We start from the raw sequence: 14,879 nt of genomic DNA, 5'->3' as shown, positions 1-14,879 counted from the left end.
TCCCCGGGTTTGATGTCACGAACCGTGTCTGTCGTCTGAGCAATGTGTAGCAGTTGATCGCCCGTCAGCGGAAGGCGAACGGGTCGCGGCCGGTGCGCCGGGGGCGATCCCGGTCCACGGTGCTGGCGCGGACGCACCGCGTTGGTCAGACTTGAGCTCGATGGGGGGACGGGCGATGGACACCTCCGCTCAGGACGAGGCCGCTGCGGCGTTCGTCCGCGAGCTCGCGTACTGGCGCCGCTACCGCGCGATGTCCAAGAAGACGCTCGCCGGCCGGATCGGGTTCGACCCCTCGTACGTCAGCCACATGGAGAGCGGGCGGCATCAGCCCACAGAGGAGTTCGCCCGCCGTGTCGAGGCGGTGTTGGAGACCGGGAACCGCGTGTGGCAGCGGTACGTCGTCTTCGCCGGCACCAGACGGCAGCGTGGTCTGAGCCTGGCTCCCGCTCCTACCGCGATCGCGCCGCCGGCTGGCCCGCACCTGGTGATCGAGGAAGAGTTGGCCTCCCTCGCCCTCGTCGACGGCTGGTACGAGTGCCGGATCTGGCGGCACCTGCACAGCGTCGGCACCGAGCCGATCACCCGGCACACGGTGCAGATCGACATCGACCGGTTCCCCGACGACCCCGAACGATCCATGGCGTTTCACGCCCGCCATCCGCTCAGCACCGACGAGGTCGACTTCCGGGCCTCGATCGGCGTCGACCAGCCGGAACCCATGAAGTGGAAGGTCACCCGCAGCCGAAACGCCTTCCTGAAGATCGTTCTTCTGTTCGGCAGCGACGGGGTTCCCTACCCGCTCTATCCTGGTCAGCGCACGTTGATCCACTACGCCTACCGGGTGCCGGAGTGGAAGTTCGGCGACTGGCTCCAGCGCGACATCCGGCTGCCCACGCGGCGACTGAACATCAGGCTCTCGTTCCCCTCCTCCAGCCATCCTGCGGTCTGGGGCAGCGAGACATCCTTCACCACCGATGTGACGACCGACGTGACTCCGTCTTCCCGAAAGCGCGACGGTCTGGTCGAGTACGAGTGGGAGGTGCCCCGGCCCCGGCTACGCGCCCAGTACCGGCTGAACTGGCGCTACCCCGACCTGAGTCTGCGGTGACCGGAGCGACGCGCCCGCGCGCAATGCGCGGGGTCAGCCCTCGCCGGGGCGGACCAACCCGCTCTCGTACGCGATGACCACGAGCTGGGCGCGGTCACGGGCGTTCAGCTTGTGCAGCAGGCGACTCACGTAGGTGCGGGCGGTGTCCGGGCTGAGGTGCAGGGCCGCCCCGATCTCCACATTCGACCGGCCGCTGCCGACCTGTGCCAGCACGTCGCGTTCCCGCCCGGTGAGCCCGGTCAGCCGGGCCGGGTCCGCGACGGGGGTGCGGGCCGCCGCGGCGATCACCCGCCGGGTCACCGCCGGTGACAGCAGCGCGTCCCCGCCGGCCACCACGCGGACCGCGTCCCGCAGGGCGTCGGGCGGGGTGTCCTTGAGCAGGAAGCCGGCCGCGCCGGCGCGAATGGCCTCGAAGAGGTACTCGTCGTCGTCGAAGGTGGTCAACATGACCACCCGGACGTCGGCCAGCGTCGGGTCGGTGAGGATGCGCCGGGTTGCCTCGATACCGTCGCCGCCGGGCATCCGGACGTCCATCAGCACCACGTCGGGCCGGTGCTCGCGAACGACCGCCAGGCCCGCTCGGCCGTCGCCGGCTTCGCCGACCACGGTGATGTCCGCGGCGCGTTCCAGCAACGCGCGGAGCCCGGTGCGCACCAGGTGCTGGTCATCGACGAGGACGACGCGTACGTCGCTCATGCGGGGACCCCGGCCAGCGGTAGGTGGACCGAGACGCGGAAGCCGCCCTCGGCGGTCTCGCCGGCGGCGAAGGTTCCGCCGAGCAGGGCAACCCGCTCCGACATGCCGCGCAGCCCCTGACCCGTCTCCACCCCGGCGGCGCCGGGAGATCCCCGGCCGTCGTCGACGACCTCCGCCGACAGCCGGGCCGGGGTGGCCCGGATCGTCACCGTGGCGCGGGTGGCGTGGGCGTGGCGCAGCACATTGGTCAGGGCCTCCTGCACGATCCGGTAGACGGTGCTGCCGACCACCGTGGGCAGGGCGTCGACAGGACCGTCGAGACGCAGCTCGACCGCCAGCCCACCACTGCGCACGCCCTCGACGAGCGGGCCCAACTGGGTGAGACCGGGGGCCGGCTCGCGCGGTCCGGGTTCGCGGCGCAGCGTGCCCAGCGTGGCCCGCAGCTCGGCCATGGCGCTGCCACTCACCGCGTGGATCGCGGCCAGAGCGGCCTCGGCCTGTCCGGGCTCGGCATCGGCAAGGGCCTCCCGGGCCACCGCCGACTGCAGGGTGACCACCGACATCGTGTGTCCGAGCGTGTCGTGCACCTCCCGGGCGATGCGCAGCCGCTCGGCCTCGACCTGCCGGGCGGCCTCCCGACGGCGTTCCTCGGCCGCCGAGGCGGCCTGCCGGGCCAATGCGGCCCGTAGCGAACGCCGGTTGCGCACGGCGTCACCGAGAGCGATGACGGCGAGCATCAGGGCCGCCTCGGAGCCGAGACCAGCACCGATCACGACGGAGATGTCGTCTCCCTCGATGAGCCGGGCGGCCACCGAGACGGCCAGCAGGCCCCCGCCGACAGCGGCGGCCGGCTGCACCCGACCCCGCTGGGCGGCCAGGTAGAGGATGGCGGCGGCCGGGGCGGCCACGCCGACCGGCGGCAGCTCCAGCGCGTAGTAGCCGAGGATGCCGGCTGCGGTCGCCAGCAGCGCCGGAACCGTCCAACGCCGGGCCACCAGCAGCAGGGCGGCCCACCCGGCCCCGAATCCGCCGGCCAACGCCGCCTGGGCGGCGGACGCGTCCTCGGTCACCACCGCCGCCGTCACCAGGCTCAGGATGGCGACAGCGAGCAGCGCCTCGGTTCGGGTGGGTGAGGTGGCCGGCACGTCCGTGAGCCTAAGTCGGTGCGGACCCGCGCCGCTGCCGTCCGCAGGCAACACCCCCACCCCGCCAGGTACGTCGAGAAGCGATGCCAGCTCGCGCGGCCGCGCGGCAGACGGTGCCGAGTCGGCGACCTAGCGTCGACGGCGACATCACCGATCGTGCCCACCAGGGCCCGGAAATGACGGAGAAGTGCCGCTGTGTCCCGTATCAAGCTGACGTGGATCGTGCTCATCGTGCTCGTCTGGGCGGCGATGATGTCCTTTGGTGGGGTCGCGGCCGAGACCGTGATGCTCTACCCGAACATCTTCGGTGACGCGCCGGCCTCGCTGGACCGGGCCCGCGAGTTCCTGGTCGCCGGCGGCCCGAGCGACTACTTCCCACCGCTGGGCGCCTCGGTCGTGCTGACCAGCCTCGCCGCGACCGCCCTCACCTGGCGCAATCGGCGACTGCGGTGGTACGTCGCGGCAGCCGCGGTGGTCTTCATCGCCTGCGAGTTCCTGTTCTCCGTGGTGTTCTTCTGGCCGCGCAACGAGATCATGTTCGTCGACCCGGTCGGCACGCACTCCCCGGAGTATCTGCGCCAGGTCGCCGAGGAGTTCGTCGCCGGCCACTGGGTACGCCTCGCCGGCGGCGCGGTGACCTCCGCGCTGGCGTTCACCGCCCTGCTGCGTTTCGCCCGGGAGACCGCACCGGTACGGGGCGAGCGATGAGCGCCGCGCGGCGTACTCTCGGGTTCTCGTGGCCGGCCCTGGTCGGGCTCGCCGCGTTGGCCGTACCGCGGGTGATCCTGCACGACCTGCGCGTCGTGGAGGGAGGGCAGCCAGCCGCCGTGCTGCTCGCGGTCGTACCCCTGATCTGTTGGGTGGCCGCCGTGCTGTGGCGGCGTCCGCCGCGTCCGTTCCTGACGGTGGTGGTGATCGGGGCGGTCCACGGTGTTCTTCTCGCGGTTGGTCACCAGGTGCTGTGGGACGAGGCATTCGGCGCGACCGAGCCGAGACTCGGCACCGTCGACCCTCGGGCGCAGGAAGCGATCCTTCGGGTGGCGGCGGTGTTCTCTAGTCTCGTCACCGGGGTGCTCACCGGGGTGGTGGCCGGGGCGGTGGCGGCGGCGCTGAGTCGCTTCGTCATGGGGTCGCGGCGAGCCGCCGAGCAGCCGGTCGAGCAGACGTGGGGCGGGCCGGACGACGCGCGGGGGACTCGGCCACCGCACTGCTGACCGGTCAGAGCATCTCGGTGCGGTATTCGGGAGCCAGGTCGGCCGCGCGTCGCCGGCGCTCTGCCAGCTCGTCATCGGTGAGCTGCGGCGGCGGTGCGTCTTTACCGGCAACCACGTCGCCGACGCGGAGGAAGTATTCGTCCTGTCCCGCAGGGGTGCAGACGCACAACATGCGGGCGGGCGCGCCGGAGCTGTTGCGGAAGTTGTGCGGCGCGTTGGCCGGGATGTTCACTGTGGAACCGGCGCGGACGAGGTGCCTCTCCCCGCGGAAGGTGAACTCGATCTCGCCTTCGAGGATGGTGAACATCTCCTCGAAGTCGTGCCGGTGCGGTGGCGGTCCTCCGCCGTCGGGGATCCGCATGTCGATGAGGCAGTACTGCCCGTGGGTCTGCTCGCCGGTGACCAGCATGGCGTAGGTGCCTCCGGCGAGGGAGAGGTAGGTGGTCGCGGGGTCGTCGGGGTCGGCCACCGTCAGCGTTCGGTTCGGATCGTCGTCCGGGATGGTCGGGGTGGCCCGGTTGCGGTCGGTCATGCGGCTGTCCCTCCTGCTGTGGCTGCGCGAGGTGAACGGCGCATGTTCCCTCGTCGCCGCGCTGCCTGGCCCTTACCCCGGATCCGGGGACTTCTCTCCTCACGAGGTGATGAATGAACCGGCCTCGCGGCGACGGCTCGTTCGATTGTCGGGGGTGAGGCCAATCCGGTGCGCGTCCGCTGACGCAACTCCTTCCGCTGCCGCGTCGTTGGTGCGACCAGGGGCGGATGGAGGCGGTCGATGGCGGCGGGGCGGGGTGCCGGGCTGCTGCGTCCGCCGACGAGTTCGGGCCGTGCGACGTTCCTGGAGCTGTTCTTCGATCTGGCGTTCGTGGTGGCCCTCACCCGAGTCTCGCAACGGTTCGCCGGACTCGGCGAGGACACCGGCTGGACGCTGGTGCTGGGGTTCGGGCGGACGCTCCTGCTCTTTCTGGCGCTCTGGCTGATCTGGTCGCACACCGCCTGGATCACCAGCCGTTACGAACCGGAGCAACCGGTCATTCAGGCCGTCGTGGTCGGCACCATGTTCGCCGGTCTGATCATGGCAGTGACGTTGCCGAGGGCGATGGAGGAGCGGGCGCTGCCGTTCGCTGCCGCGTACCTGATGGTGATGGTGGTACGGCCGTTGGTGATCGCCGCCGCGCTGCGTGGCCATCCGCGACGGCTGGTGCCGTTCCGGCTTGCCGTGTGGGCATCGGCGAGCGCGCCACTGTGGTTGGCCGGCGCGCTGGGTCCGGACGACCTCCGCCTGCCGCTGTGGGTTGCCGCTGTCGCTGTCGACTACGTCGCGTGGGCCCTGGGTTGGCCGCTGCCCTGGCTCGGGGCCTCGAAGGTGGCCCGGTGGCGGATCGCCGGGACGCACCTCGCTGACCGGTATCAGCAGATGTTCCTCATCGCACTCGGTGAGTCGATTCTGGTCATCGGCGTGGTTTTCAGTGGCACGGACTATGCGGCGGACCGGGCAGCCGCCTTCGCTGTCGCGTTCGCGACCAGCGCGCTGCTCTGGCGAATCTATTTCCACTGCGCGGGTCTGCTCCTGACCGATGCGTTGGACCGGGTGGCCATGCCCGCTCGGCTGGGCACGGCGTTGGAACGGACGCACCTGTTGCTCGTGCTCAGCGTGCTCGTCACGGCGGTCGGCTACGAGTTGGTGATCGATGATCCGTTCGGGCGGCCGAGGCCGAATTGGCTGCCGTTCGTGGTCGGCGGTCCGATGCTCTTCCTCGTCTCCCGTGTCCGGTTGGAGTACGAGATCTTCGGGAGGGTGTCCCGGTCCCAGCCGATCGGACTGGTCGCTCTGCTGCTGTGCACGCCGGCGCTGGCCCACTGGGCGCCGATGGTCGGGCTGAGCGTGGTGGCCGGGGTGCTGGCCCTGGTCGCGCTTGTCGACGCGTGGTGGCGGCGGGGGCGACCGATGGAGGCTCCCGGGTCACCGACCGGAGGGGAGAAGCCCGACGTCGGCGATTCCGAGGCGTGACGCGGCAGCGGGCCCCCGCCGGGCCCCGGCAGCTGTCCTAGTACTATTAGGCAGCAACCTGATAGTGCTAGGCAGCTGGGGGAGGGGTCATGGAGAAGCGAGGGCTCACGCCGGAGCGTCTGACCCGAGCGGGGGCGGAGCTGGCCGACGAGGTCGGCTTCGACGAGGTCACCGTCTCGGCGCTCGCCCGGCGGTGCGGCGTCAAGCTCCCCAGCCTGTACTCGCACCTGAAGAACTCACATGACCTCAGGGTCCGCATCGCGCTGTTCGCGCTGGACGAACTCGCCGACCGGGTGGCCGATGCCGTCGCCGGTCGTGCCGGCCGGGATGCCCTGGCCGCGTTCGCCGAGGCCTACCGCGACTACGCCAGGGAACACCCGGGCCGTTATGCCGCCGCTCGGCTCCGGCTCGATCCGAAGACGGCAGCCGCGAGCGCCGGCGTCCGGCACGCGCAGATGGCCCGGGCGATCCTGCGGGGCTACGGGTTGAACGAGCCGGACGCGACGCACGCGGTCCGCCTGCTGGGCAGCGTCTTCCACGGCTTCGTCAGCTTGGAACTGGCCGGCGGTTTCGCGCACAGCGCCCCCGACGAGCGGGAATCCTGGGACTGGATCGTGGATTCACTCGACGCGCTGCTGCGCAGCCGCAGCGGTTCCTGACGGGGTGAAGGGCCGCCCGTCCGCGCGTGGTTCGCGGCGCGGCGCGCCGACGAACACCGACATCCCTCGAAAGGCTTGAGGCAATGACCACCGATCATCGATGGACCACCCCGATCACTGCGGACCTGCTGCGCGGCGCCGTCGACCTGGAGACCACCACGCGCGGTCTGCTGCCGCATCGGCTGACCGCGCGGGCGCGCCGGCAGATCCCCGACGACCAGTTGGCCATGGCCGAGGCCCAGCCCTCCGGTGTGCGACTGGTCTTCCGGACCCGGGCCACCACCATCGAACTGGACACGCTGCCCACCAAACGGGTCTACCAGGGCTTCCCGCCGCCCGCGGACGGCGTCTACGACCTGCTGATCGACGGCCGTCTGGCCGCGCAGGCCTCGGTGTCCGGCGGCAACGTCCGGACCGTCACCGACATGTTCACCCAGACGTCGGTGCTCGCCGAAGGACCGGCCGGCACCGCTCGCTTCGCCGATCTGCCCGCAGGTGAGAAGGACGTCGAGATCTGGCTCCCGCACACGGAGATCACCGAGTTGATCGCGCTGCGCACCGACGCGCCCGTCGAGCAGAGCCCGCCCAGCCGCCGCAGGACGTGGCTGCACCACGGCAGTTCCATCAGCCACGGCTCGAACGCCGGTCATCCCAGCGCCATCTGGCCGGCGCTGGCCGCCGCAGCGGGCGGCGTGGAGCTGGTCAACCTGGGGTTCGGGGGGAGCGCGCTGCTCGACCCGTTCACCGCCCGCGCCATGCGGGACATCCCCGCGGACCTGATCAGCGTCAAGATCGGCATCAACATCGTCAACAGCGACGCGATGCGGCTGCGCGCCTTCACCCCCGCGGTCCACGGTTTCCTCGACACCATCCGGGAGGGGCACCCGAGCACGCCACTGCTGGTCGTGTCCGCCATCCTGTGCCCGGTCCAGGAAGACACGCCCGGCCCTCTCGCACCGGACCTCGACGGCGGGAGGCTGCGGTTCACGGCCACCGGAGATCCGGCCGAACGCAGCGCCGGGCGGCTGACCCTCACCATCATCCGGGACGAACTCGCCAAGATCGTTCAACAGCGGGCCGCCGACGACCCGAACCTGCACTACCTCGACGGACGTGACCTCTACGGCGAGGCCGACTACGCCGAATTTCCCCTCCCCGACGAGGTCCACCCCGACGGTGCCGGACATCGCCGCATCGCGGAGAACTTCGCGCGGCTCGCGTTCGGCGACGGCGGGCCCTTCGCCACGAAGACCCGATAAACCCTTCGAGTACGCGGACAGCAGCCGGCCCAGGCCCGCGACGTGCCGGCCCGGACGCGGGTCGGCTCTGGGTGAACAGAACGATCGGTCTTGACGATCGGGGCGCCGTTCGCTACCGTTCCCAGAGACAGAACGTTCGTTCCGCCTATCGGCAGTTGACTGTGCGGCGGTGACCGAAGGAGAGCGCCATGCCCACCAAGATCACTCTGATCATCGGGAATCCCGCCAACCCGGACGAGTTCGAGAAGGTCTACGCCGACGTACGCCGGGCCGCGGAGACGTTCCCGAAGCTTCAGCGGGTCGAGTCGGCCAAGGTGTGGCCGAAGGAGGACGGCACGCCCACCCCCGCGTACCGGACGCTCGACCTCTACTTCGCCAGCTACGAGGACGCCTCCGCCGCGGTCGCGACGCCCGCCGCCGGCGCCGTCTTCGGTGGGCTCCAGGGCGCTCAGGTGGAGATCACGGGGCTGTTCTCGGACGTCGAATAGCCCCGCCCCTCCAGGGGCCCCGCACCCCGCTGAACGTCAGTTCGCTCCGGAATCCTCGAGAGGATGACATGACCACCGTTGCCGTTCCCGGCATCTCGACGACGGCCGCCGCCCTGCGGCGGCTGTACTTCGGCCGCTTCGCCTTCGCCATCGTCTGGGCTGCCGTGACCTTCCCCCTCGCGAAGCACCTCAACCCCCTCACCGCCACGCTGCTCGTGCTCTACCCGCTGTTCGACGTGGCTGCCGCCATCGTCGACGTCCGCGCGTCGCGGGCCACCGGATCGCCCACCCTGCTGTACGTGAACGTCGCGATCAGCCTGCTCGCCGCGGTCGGCCTGGGCATCGCCGGTACGTCCGGCGTCCCGGCGGTCCTGCGGGTCTGGGGTGCCTGGGCGGTCGTGGCCGGGCTGGTGCAGCTGATCGTCGGCGTCACCCGCCGTAAGATGGGCGGCCAGTGGCCGATGATCATCAGCGGTGGTCTCTCCGTACTCGCCGGTGGATCGTTCATCGCGGCGGCCTCGGCGGACAACCCGGCCCTGACCAACGCGATCGGCTACGCCATCCCCGGCGCCATCTTCTTCCTCATCGCAGCCATCCGCCTCGGCCGCACCGCGAAGGGCAACTGACATGGAGAGCGCCACCTACGACGTCGTTGTCATCGGCGCGGGACCGGTGGGGGAGAACGTCGCCGACCGCGTCGTGCAGGGCGGCCTGACCGCCGCGATCGTCGAGCGGGAACTGGTGGGTGGCGAATGCTCCTACTGGGCCTGCATGCCGACCAAGGCGTTGCTGCGCAGCCAGACCGCGCTGCGGGCGGCCCGCCAGCTGCCGGGTGCGCGCGAGGCGGTGACCGGCGAACTGGACGCGGCGGCCGTGCTGCGCCGCCGGGACTCCATCGTGTCGCACTGGACGGACGACGGGCAGGTGTCCTGGCTGAACTCGGCGGGGATCACGCTGTATCGCGGCCAGGGACGGATCAGCTCCGACCGGACCGTCGAGGTGACCGGCGCGGACACCGCCCCGACCTTGCTCACCGCCCGACACGCTGTGGTCATCGCGACCGGCAGTAGCGCCCTGCTGCCGGACGTCTCCGGTCTGGGCGAGGCGGCACCGTGGACCAGCCGGGAGGCAGCCGCCGCGAGCCAGGTGCCCGGGCGGCTCGCCATCATCGGTGGTGGCGTGGTGGCCACGGAGATGGCGACCGCGTACGCGGGCCTCGGCTCGGCGGTGACGGTGCTCGCCCGGGACGGACTGCTCACGCGGGCGGAGCCGTTCGTCGGCGAGCGGGTCACGCAGTCCCTGCGGGAAGCCGGCGTGTCGGTGCGTCTGGCTGCCGAGGCCGCGTCGGTGAGCCGCGACGGCGACGGCACCGTGCACATCACGCTCACCGACGGCGAACAGGTCGACGCCGACGAGGTCCTCGTCGCGATCGGCCGTACGCCGAACACCCAGGACGTCGGCCTCGACCGGATCGGCCTGAAGCCGGGTGCCTGGCTCACTGTCGACGACACCCTGCGGGTGCTCGACGACGCCGGGGCGTTGATCGGCGACGGGTGGCTGTACGCGGCCGGCGACGTCAACCGGCGGGTGCTGCTGACCCACCAGGGCAAGTACCAGGCTCGCGCGGTGGGTGACGTCATCGTGGCGCGGGCCACCGGCGAGGCGGTGGACGACCGCCCGTGGGGTCGGCACGTCGCCACGGCCGACGCGCGCGCCGTGCCGCAGGTCGTCTTCACCGACCCGGAGGTCGCGTCGGTGGGGCTGACCGCGGCCGCCGCCAAGGCGGCCGGGCTGCGGATCCGGGTCGTCGACTACGACCTGGCCGCCGTCGCCGGGTCCACGCTGCATGCCGAGGGCTACCAGGGGCACGCCCGCATGGTCGTGGACGAGGAGCGGCGGGTGATCGTCGGCTTCACCCTCGTCGGCCCGGACGTCGCGGAACTGCTGCATGCCGCGACGATCGCCATCGTCGGCGAGGTCCCACTGGACCGGCTGTGGCACGCCGTGCCCGCGTACCCGACCGTCAGCGAGGTCTGGCTGCGCCTGCTGGAGGCGTACGGCCGCTGAGCTGAGCCGTCGCGGTCGTGCGCGCCGTCACCGGCCGCGCACGACCGCGGCGGACTCTTGGCGGCTACCGTGCCGCCTGACGCTGCGCGTTGATCCTGAGGAGCCCTTGGATGCCACTCAGGAACGTCTCGGACACCATCGTCGGGTCGGAGAGGCATCCGGCCGCCATGGCGCCGTCGCGGAGCATGACGAAGTGACGCGCCGCGGGATCCGCCGTTTCTTTGTCGACCTGCGCCATGAGCATGGTGATGGTGTCCAGGAACCACTGCCGGTGGGCCATGAGTTCCTGGTGCACGGGATGGTTCGCGTCGGGATATTCCGCCGCGGCGTTCAGGAACGCGCACCCCCGGAACCCGGGGGACTGGATGTTCTGCGCGATGGAACCGGCGATGGCCAGCAGCGGATCGACCGGCGACCGGTTGGCGGCGAGAGCCTCGTCCACCATGCCGCGCTCCATCTGCTGCACCTCACGCAGGTAGGCCAGAATGAGGTCGTCCTTGCTGGGAAAATGCCGATAGAAGGTGGCCCTGGTCACCTTCGCCTCGGCGATGATCCGGTCGACGCCGACGGAGTGGATGCCCTCCGTGTAGAAGATCCTGGTCGCCGTGCGGAGCAGCCTGAGTCGTGCCTCAGAGGGCCGGGCCTCGGGTTCTTCGCGCGTCATCCACCCATCTTAGCGAATAGAACGTTCGGTCGCGCCGCGTGACGTGTAGACCGACGTCGCTCAATTCCTCGATCTCGGCGACAGTCGCCGGACAATGCTGGATTCTGAATGCGGCAATCCGCCGGATCCGGGATGCGCGGCTGATGCGCGCGGCCCGGTCGATTCGGCTCTTCGCGCCAGCCCTGGCGAACGGCGAGGCACCTCGAAAGGAATCCCAGATGAGCATTGCTCCTGACATGTCTGCCCAGGGTGCGGGGATGCCGACAGTGGTGCTGGTCCACGGGGCATTCGCCGGCTCGTCGAGTTGGAACGGGGTGATCGCCGACCTCAAGCGTCGGGGCTATCCGGTCATCGCCGTCGCCAACCCGCTGCGCGGTGTGCAGAAGGACGCCGCGTACGTTCGGGCTCTCCTGGACAGCTTGCCCGGTCCGGTCGTGATGGCCGCCCACTCCTACGGCGGGCTGGTCATGACCGAGGCCGCGGACGGTGCCGCCAACGTCAAGGCTCTGGTGTACGTCGCCAGCGTGAGCCCTGAGGTGGGCGAGAGTGTGATCGGGTTGCTCGGCAAGTACCCCGGAAGTCAGCTCGCAACGAGCATCGCGATGGTCGAGATCCCCGCCGACGGGGGCGGCACGACGATGGACCAGTACATCCTGCAGGACAAGTTCCCGGAGGTGTTCGCCGCCGACGTCGACCGTGGCACCGCCGAGATCATGGCGGCGACGCAGCGACCGGCCTCGGCGAGCGCCCAGGAGGAGAGCGTCACCAGGGCCGCCTGGAAGACCATCCCCTCGTGGACCATGGTCACCACCGAGGATCAGGGCATCCCGCCGGACCTGCAGCGTTTTCTCGCCGATCGGGCGGGGTCCACGACAGTGGAGATCGCCGCCTCCCACGCTGTGGCGGTCTCCCGACCCGGCGCGGTCGCCGACCTCATCGACAGCGCCGCCCGCGCCACCATGAGTTAGGGGTGGACGGCGTCGGTAGCCAGTTGCCGGATACCGACGCCGTCCGCGCCCGTGCCACTCAGGGACCGCCGACCACGCCCTGCCGTCAGCGGGCGGCTGGCTGGACCCGCTCGAACCGCACCCGGCTCAGCCAGCCGGGAAGGTCACTGAGCACGTACAGTTCGCCGTTCACGTCGGTGCCGATCGCGGTGGGTTGAATGGGGAAGTTGCCGATCGTCGCGGACTCGTACCCGCCGGTGGGCTTGGGACGCACGGCGAACGCGAGGGTCGAGCAGTAGTCGCTCGCCACGTAGACACCCCGCGCCTCCGGGGTGGCGGACCCTCGGTACACCACGCCGCCGGTCACCGAACAGTTCTCCGTGAGGTAGTGCTCGTACTCGAAGACCGGGTCGGTGTACCGCGTGCCCGGCCGGCACTGCGTCTGGTCGAAGACCGGAGTGCCCTCTCGGCAGGACCAGCCGAGGTTCGCCCCACGCTGCCACGGCCGGATGTGGTTGATCTCCTCGACCAGGCCCTGGCCGACATCACCGATCCACAGCGAGTTGTCGACCGGGTCGATGGAGAACCGCCACGGGTTGCGCAGCCCGAAGACCCAGATCTCCGGCCGTGCACCTGGCGTGCGGACGAACGGGTTGTCGGAGGGCACGCAGTACGGCTTCCCGCCGCAGGCGCGGTTGACGTCGATCCGCACGATCTTGCCGAGCAGGGTGCCGAGGTTCTGACCGGACTTGAACGGGTCGTTCGCGTGACCGCCGTCGCCGAGTGACCAGTAGAGGTAGCCGTCGCGGTCGAACGCCACCTGTCCGCCGTTGTGGTTGCCGTATTCGGCGTGCTCCTGGGTGAGCAGCACCTGCACCCGGTCAGGGGCCCCGATGGGCACTCGCGCCAGGGTCAACGCCCCGGCCGGCAGGCTCGTGTAGGCCACGTAGAGGATCCCGGTCCGCGCGAAGTTCGGTGCCGGCGTGATGCCGAGCAGGCCGCGCTCGTTGTCCGAGGTGTCGATCCGGGAGGTCAGGTCGAGCACCGGCTCGGCCGCCAGGCCCGTGTCGGGGTGATAGGCGCGGACGGTGCCGTTCTTCTCCGCGATCAGCATCCGGCCGTCCGGCAGCCCGGTGATCGCGATTGGCCGTTGCAGACCGAAGGCCACCTGTTCGGAGACCACGGTCAACTCGGCGAGGGGTACCGCGCGGGTGCGGGACGGGCCGGCGGCGCCGGCTACCGGCGCCGGCGGTAACAACAACGCACACAGGGCCAGAATGAGCAGCCCGGCCAGCATGGTGGCCGGGCGACGACGCCGTCGCGACATGTTTCAGCTCCTCAAGCAGGGTGGAGGTACGGGACGCAATCTGGGAGCGTTCCCACGATACATCGATTCGCACCAATCTCAAGCCCGTGCTCGCGCCGCAGCAGGCTGGGTGGCCGGACGAGTCCACGTTGAATACCGTCGATGTTGCACGAGCGGATCAGACGTGTTGGAATGGCTCATATCGCCGCAGCGCGGGGGCAACCGCGCTGGGAACGGCCAGCACGGGAGCATCGCAGTGCCAGCAGGGCGTCGCTTGTGGCGGGCGCTCGCATGGCGCATCGCCGGGCCATCTCCCTGTCGACGGGCACGTGCCGGGCAGGCACTCCTCGCCCGCCCGTGCCCATCTCCGGTCCCTGTCCCCGGCGGTTGACGTGCTCGACGTCTGACCTGCCAGGGGCGTCCGATGTGGTCTGCCAGCGCACCAGAAGCGGCGACGAGGTGAGAAGCAATCATGATTTCCCGAGAGAGTTTCGCGGGTTGGTACCGGAACCGCTTCGTGTGGGTGGCGGTGATCGTGCTGGCGGTGTCGGTCGGCGCGGTCGTACTGGTCAACCGGGCCGAGTCGACGACGGAGCCGGTGGATCTGCAGGGGCAGATCACGGCCCGGATGCGTACCACGCTCGAACAGGCGGACCCGGGGCAGCACAACCACGCGGGGCACGGTGCCCAGCAGGCGGCCACCACGGAGAAGCCGCCGGTGATCTGCGGGGTCCGCGTCTACGGCTACGAGCCGTCCGACGTCACGGCGCTCGCCGACGTGCGCACGGTGTACGGCTTCCACCTCTGCGGCGTCGCCGAGCAGAAGCGGCCCTGGGACGTGGCGGTCAAGCTGGCCGGGCCCGTGATCATGGACATGTCCACCCAGCCTCCCGGGATCCAGGTGGTCGAGGCGACCGCCGACGTCATGTTCGTCGACCGGCTGCGGGAGATGTTCCCGGACAAGTACGAGGAGGTGGCGCTCAAGGAGGCGCTCACCGAATCGGAGATGGCCGAGCAGCGCCGCCGGTACGACGCCGCGGCCGGGCTGTGACCATGCCGGACTGTCGGGCGGGGTGGTCGTACCCGCGGGGCCGCCGGTTCCGAACCTGCGGCTGGATGTCTCCTTCGCGGGTCCTGCGGTAGCGGCGAGCCGAGGGGGCGCCGTCGCGCGCGATCCGTTCGACGGTGCTGCGGATCTCGGGGTGCCGGACCGTCGTTGGCGCGTCGTCGGGTCAGCGGTCAGTGCCACAGTGCACGGCGGGTGGCGGTGATCGGGCCCTGGTGGGGCGGCTTGTCCTTCAGCGTGCCCGACCGGTGG

16 protein-coding genes are annotated in these 14,879 nt (G+C 70.6%); 11 read left to right on the top strand and 5 right to left on the bottom strand.

Features of this window, described 5'->3' with window-relative positions:
* Nucleotides 1-175 precede the first annotated feature (175 nt).
* Nucleotides 176-1,108, top strand: coding sequence for a helix-turn-helix domain-containing protein (locus IF22_RS0103520; protein ID WP_036410730.1), 933 nt, complete (start codon nucleotides 176-178; stop codon nucleotides 1,106-1,108).
* A gap of 33 nt (nucleotides 1,109-1,141) precedes the next feature.
* Here IF22_RS0103520 and IF22_RS0103515 read toward each other — a convergent pair whose 3' ends face one another.
* Together IF22_RS0103515 and IF22_RS0103510 are read right to left on the bottom strand one after the other, a co-directional pair.
* Nucleotides 1,142-1,804 carry a response regulator transcription factor gene (locus tag IF22_RS0103515; protein ID WP_030328315.1) on the bottom strand — a complete coding sequence of 221 codons (663 nt, stop codon included), beginning with the start codon at nucleotides 1,802-1,804 and terminating at the stop codon, nucleotides 1,142-1,144.
* Nucleotides 1,801-2,949, bottom strand: a complete 1,149-nt coding sequence (locus IF22_RS0103510) for a sensor histidine kinase (protein WP_030328313.1) — start codon at nucleotides 2,947-2,949, stop codon at nucleotides 1,801-1,803. The genes IF22_RS0103515 and IF22_RS0103510 overlap by 4 nt, the downstream gene beginning before the upstream one ends.
* 195 nt (nucleotides 2,950-3,144) lie before the next feature.
* Between IF22_RS0103510 and IF22_RS0103505 the strand changes: the two genes are divergently transcribed.
* Nucleotides 3,145-3,657 (top strand): DUF1772 domain-containing protein, encoded by a 513-nt coding sequence (locus tag IF22_RS0103505; protein WP_036410727.1) that lies wholly within the window; start codon nucleotides 3,145-3,147, stop codon nucleotides 3,655-3,657.
* On the top strand, nucleotides 3,654-4,163 hold the full coding sequence (locus IF22_RS0103500; RefSeq protein ID WP_245233508.1) for a hypothetical protein: 510 nt from the start codon (nucleotides 3,654-3,656) through the stop codon (nucleotides 4,161-4,163). Before IF22_RS0103505 ends, IF22_RS0103500 begins: the two co-directional genes overlap by 4 nt.
* Before the next feature lie 4 nt (nucleotides 4,164-4,167).
* Here the strand turns inward: IF22_RS0103500 and IF22_RS0103495 are convergent, their stop codons facing one another.
* Nucleotides 4,168-4,695 (bottom strand): cupin domain-containing protein, encoded by a 528-nt coding sequence (locus IF22_RS0103495; protein WP_030328307.1) that lies wholly within the window; start codon nucleotides 4,693-4,695, stop codon nucleotides 4,168-4,170.
* 240 nt (nucleotides 4,696-4,935) lie between these two features.
* Between IF22_RS0103495 and IF22_RS0103490 the strand changes: the two genes are divergently transcribed.
* The 6 genes from IF22_RS0103490 to IF22_RS0103465 all read left to right on the top strand — a co-directional run bounded on the left by IF22_RS0103490 (nucleotide 4,936) and on the right by IF22_RS0103465 (nucleotide 10,644).
* Nucleotides 4,936-6,171, top strand: coding sequence for a low temperature requirement protein A (locus IF22_RS0103490; protein ID WP_030328306.1), 1,236 nt, complete (start codon nucleotides 4,936-4,938; stop codon nucleotides 6,169-6,171).
* Between the two features lie 89 nt (nucleotides 6,172-6,260).
* The gene (locus tag IF22_RS0103485) at nucleotides 6,261-6,830 is read left to right on the top strand and encodes a TetR/AcrR family transcriptional regulator (protein ID WP_030328304.1); all 570 of its coding nucleotides are present in this window, start codon (nucleotides 6,261-6,263) and stop codon (nucleotides 6,828-6,830) included.
* 83 nt (nucleotides 6,831-6,913) lie between these two features.
* On the top strand, nucleotides 6,914-8,089 hold the full coding sequence (locus IF22_RS0103480) for a GDSL-type esterase/lipase family protein (RefSeq protein ID WP_030328302.1): 1,176 nt from the start codon (nucleotides 6,914-6,916) through the stop codon (nucleotides 8,087-8,089).
* 188 nt (nucleotides 8,090-8,277) lie between these two features.
* Entirely contained in the window at nucleotides 8,278-8,577 is a 300-nt protein-coding gene (locus IF22_RS0103475; protein WP_030328301.1) for a hypothetical protein, read from the top strand.
* Between the two features lie 68 nt (nucleotides 8,578-8,645).
* Nucleotides 8,646-9,203 (top strand): hypothetical protein, encoded by a 558-nt coding sequence (locus tag IF22_RS0103470; RefSeq protein ID WP_030328299.1) that lies wholly within the window; start codon nucleotides 8,646-8,648, stop codon nucleotides 9,201-9,203.
* A 1-nt stretch (nucleotide 9,204) separates the two neighbouring features.
* Nucleotides 9,205-10,644: a dihydrolipoyl dehydrogenase family protein gene (locus IF22_RS0103465; protein WP_030328297.1), complete on the top strand. Its 1,440-nt coding sequence runs from the start codon at nucleotides 9,205-9,207 to the stop codon at nucleotides 10,642-10,644.
* Between the two features lie 64 nt (nucleotides 10,645-10,708).
* On the opposite strand, the gene IF22_RS0103460 is transcribed toward IF22_RS0103465, so the two are convergent.
* Nucleotides 10,709-11,308, bottom strand: coding sequence for a TetR/AcrR family transcriptional regulator (locus IF22_RS0103460; RefSeq protein ID WP_030328295.1), 600 nt, complete (start codon nucleotides 11,306-11,308; stop codon nucleotides 10,709-10,711).
* A 218-nt stretch (nucleotides 11,309-11,526) separates the two neighbouring features.
* On the opposite strand from IF22_RS0103460, the gene IF22_RS0103455 reads away from it, so the two are divergent.
* Complete coding sequence (locus IF22_RS0103455; RefSeq protein ID WP_245233507.1) at nucleotides 11,527-12,276, top strand: alpha/beta fold hydrolase; 750 nt, start codon at nucleotides 11,527-11,529, stop codon at nucleotides 12,274-12,276.
* 85 nt (nucleotides 12,277-12,361) lie between these two features.
* Here the strand turns inward: IF22_RS0103455 and IF22_RS0103450 are convergent, their stop codons facing one another.
* Nucleotides 12,362-13,582, bottom strand: a complete 1,221-nt coding sequence (locus IF22_RS0103450; protein WP_030328292.1) for a PQQ-dependent sugar dehydrogenase — start codon at nucleotides 13,580-13,582, stop codon at nucleotides 12,362-12,364.
* 451 nt (nucleotides 13,583-14,033) lie between these two features.
* Between IF22_RS0103450 and IF22_RS0103445 the strand changes: the two genes are divergently transcribed.
* Entirely contained in the window at nucleotides 14,034-14,612 is a 579-nt protein-coding gene (locus IF22_RS0103445) for a hypothetical protein (protein ID WP_030328291.1), read from the top strand.
* Nucleotides 14,613-14,879 lie beyond the last annotated feature (267 nt).

Source organism: Micromonospora parva, assembly GCF_000718515.1.
Classification (GTDB): domain Bacteria; phylum Actinomycetota; class Actinomycetes; order Mycobacteriales; family Micromonosporaceae; genus Micromonospora; species Micromonospora parva.
Note: the sequence above shows the minus strand (reverse complement) of the source record. Positions and strands in the feature narration are given on the sequence as shown.

Excerpts from the sequence above, each read along its gene's own strand:
- IF22_RS0103520 (WP_036410730.1), top strand. The coding sequence starts at position 176 with ATGGACACCTCCGCTCAGGACGAGGCCGCTGCGGCGTTCGTCCGCGAG.
- IF22_RS0103515 (WP_030328315.1), bottom strand. The coding sequence starts at position 1,804 with ATGAGCGACGTACGCGTCGTCCTCGTCGATGACCAGCACCTGGTGCGC.
- IF22_RS0103500 (WP_245233508.1), top strand. The coding sequence starts at position 3,654 with ATGAGCGCCGCGCGGCGTACTCTCGGGTTCTCGTGGCCGGCCCTGGTC.
- IF22_RS0103495 (WP_030328307.1), bottom strand. The coding sequence starts at position 4,695 with ATGACCGACCGCAACCGGGCCACCCCGACCATCCCGGACGACGATCCG.
- IF22_RS0103490 (WP_030328306.1), top strand. The coding sequence starts at position 4,936 with ATGGCGGCGGGGCGGGGTGCCGGGCTGCTGCGTCCGCCGACGAGTTCG.
- IF22_RS0103485 (WP_030328304.1), top strand. The coding sequence starts at position 6,261 with ATGGAGAAGCGAGGGCTCACGCCGGAGCGTCTGACCCGAGCGGGGGCG.
- IF22_RS0103480 (WP_030328302.1), top strand. The coding sequence starts at position 6,914 with ATGACCACCGATCATCGATGGACCACCCCGATCACTGCGGACCTGCTG.
- IF22_RS0103475 (WP_030328301.1), top strand. The coding sequence starts at position 8,278 with ATGCCCACCAAGATCACTCTGATCATCGGGAATCCCGCCAACCCGGAC.
- IF22_RS0103470 (WP_030328299.1), top strand. The coding sequence starts at position 8,646 with ATGACCACCGTTGCCGTTCCCGGCATCTCGACGACGGCCGCCGCCCTG.
- IF22_RS0103465 (WP_030328297.1), top strand. The coding sequence starts at position 9,205 with ATGGAGAGCGCCACCTACGACGTCGTTGTCATCGGCGCGGGACCGGTG.
- IF22_RS0103460 (WP_030328295.1), bottom strand. The coding sequence starts at position 11,308 with ATGACGCGCGAAGAACCCGAGGCCCGGCCCTCTGAGGCACGACTCAGG.
- IF22_RS0103455 (WP_245233507.1), top strand. The coding sequence starts at position 11,527 with ATGAGCATTGCTCCTGACATGTCTGCCCAGGGTGCGGGGATGCCGACA.
- IF22_RS0103450 (WP_030328292.1), bottom strand. The coding sequence starts at position 13,582 with ATGTCGCGACGGCGTCGTCGCCCGGCCACCATGCTGGCCGGGCTGCTC.
- IF22_RS0103445 (WP_030328291.1), top strand. The coding sequence starts at position 14,034 with ATGATTTCCCGAGAGAGTTTCGCGGGTTGGTACCGGAACCGCTTCGTG.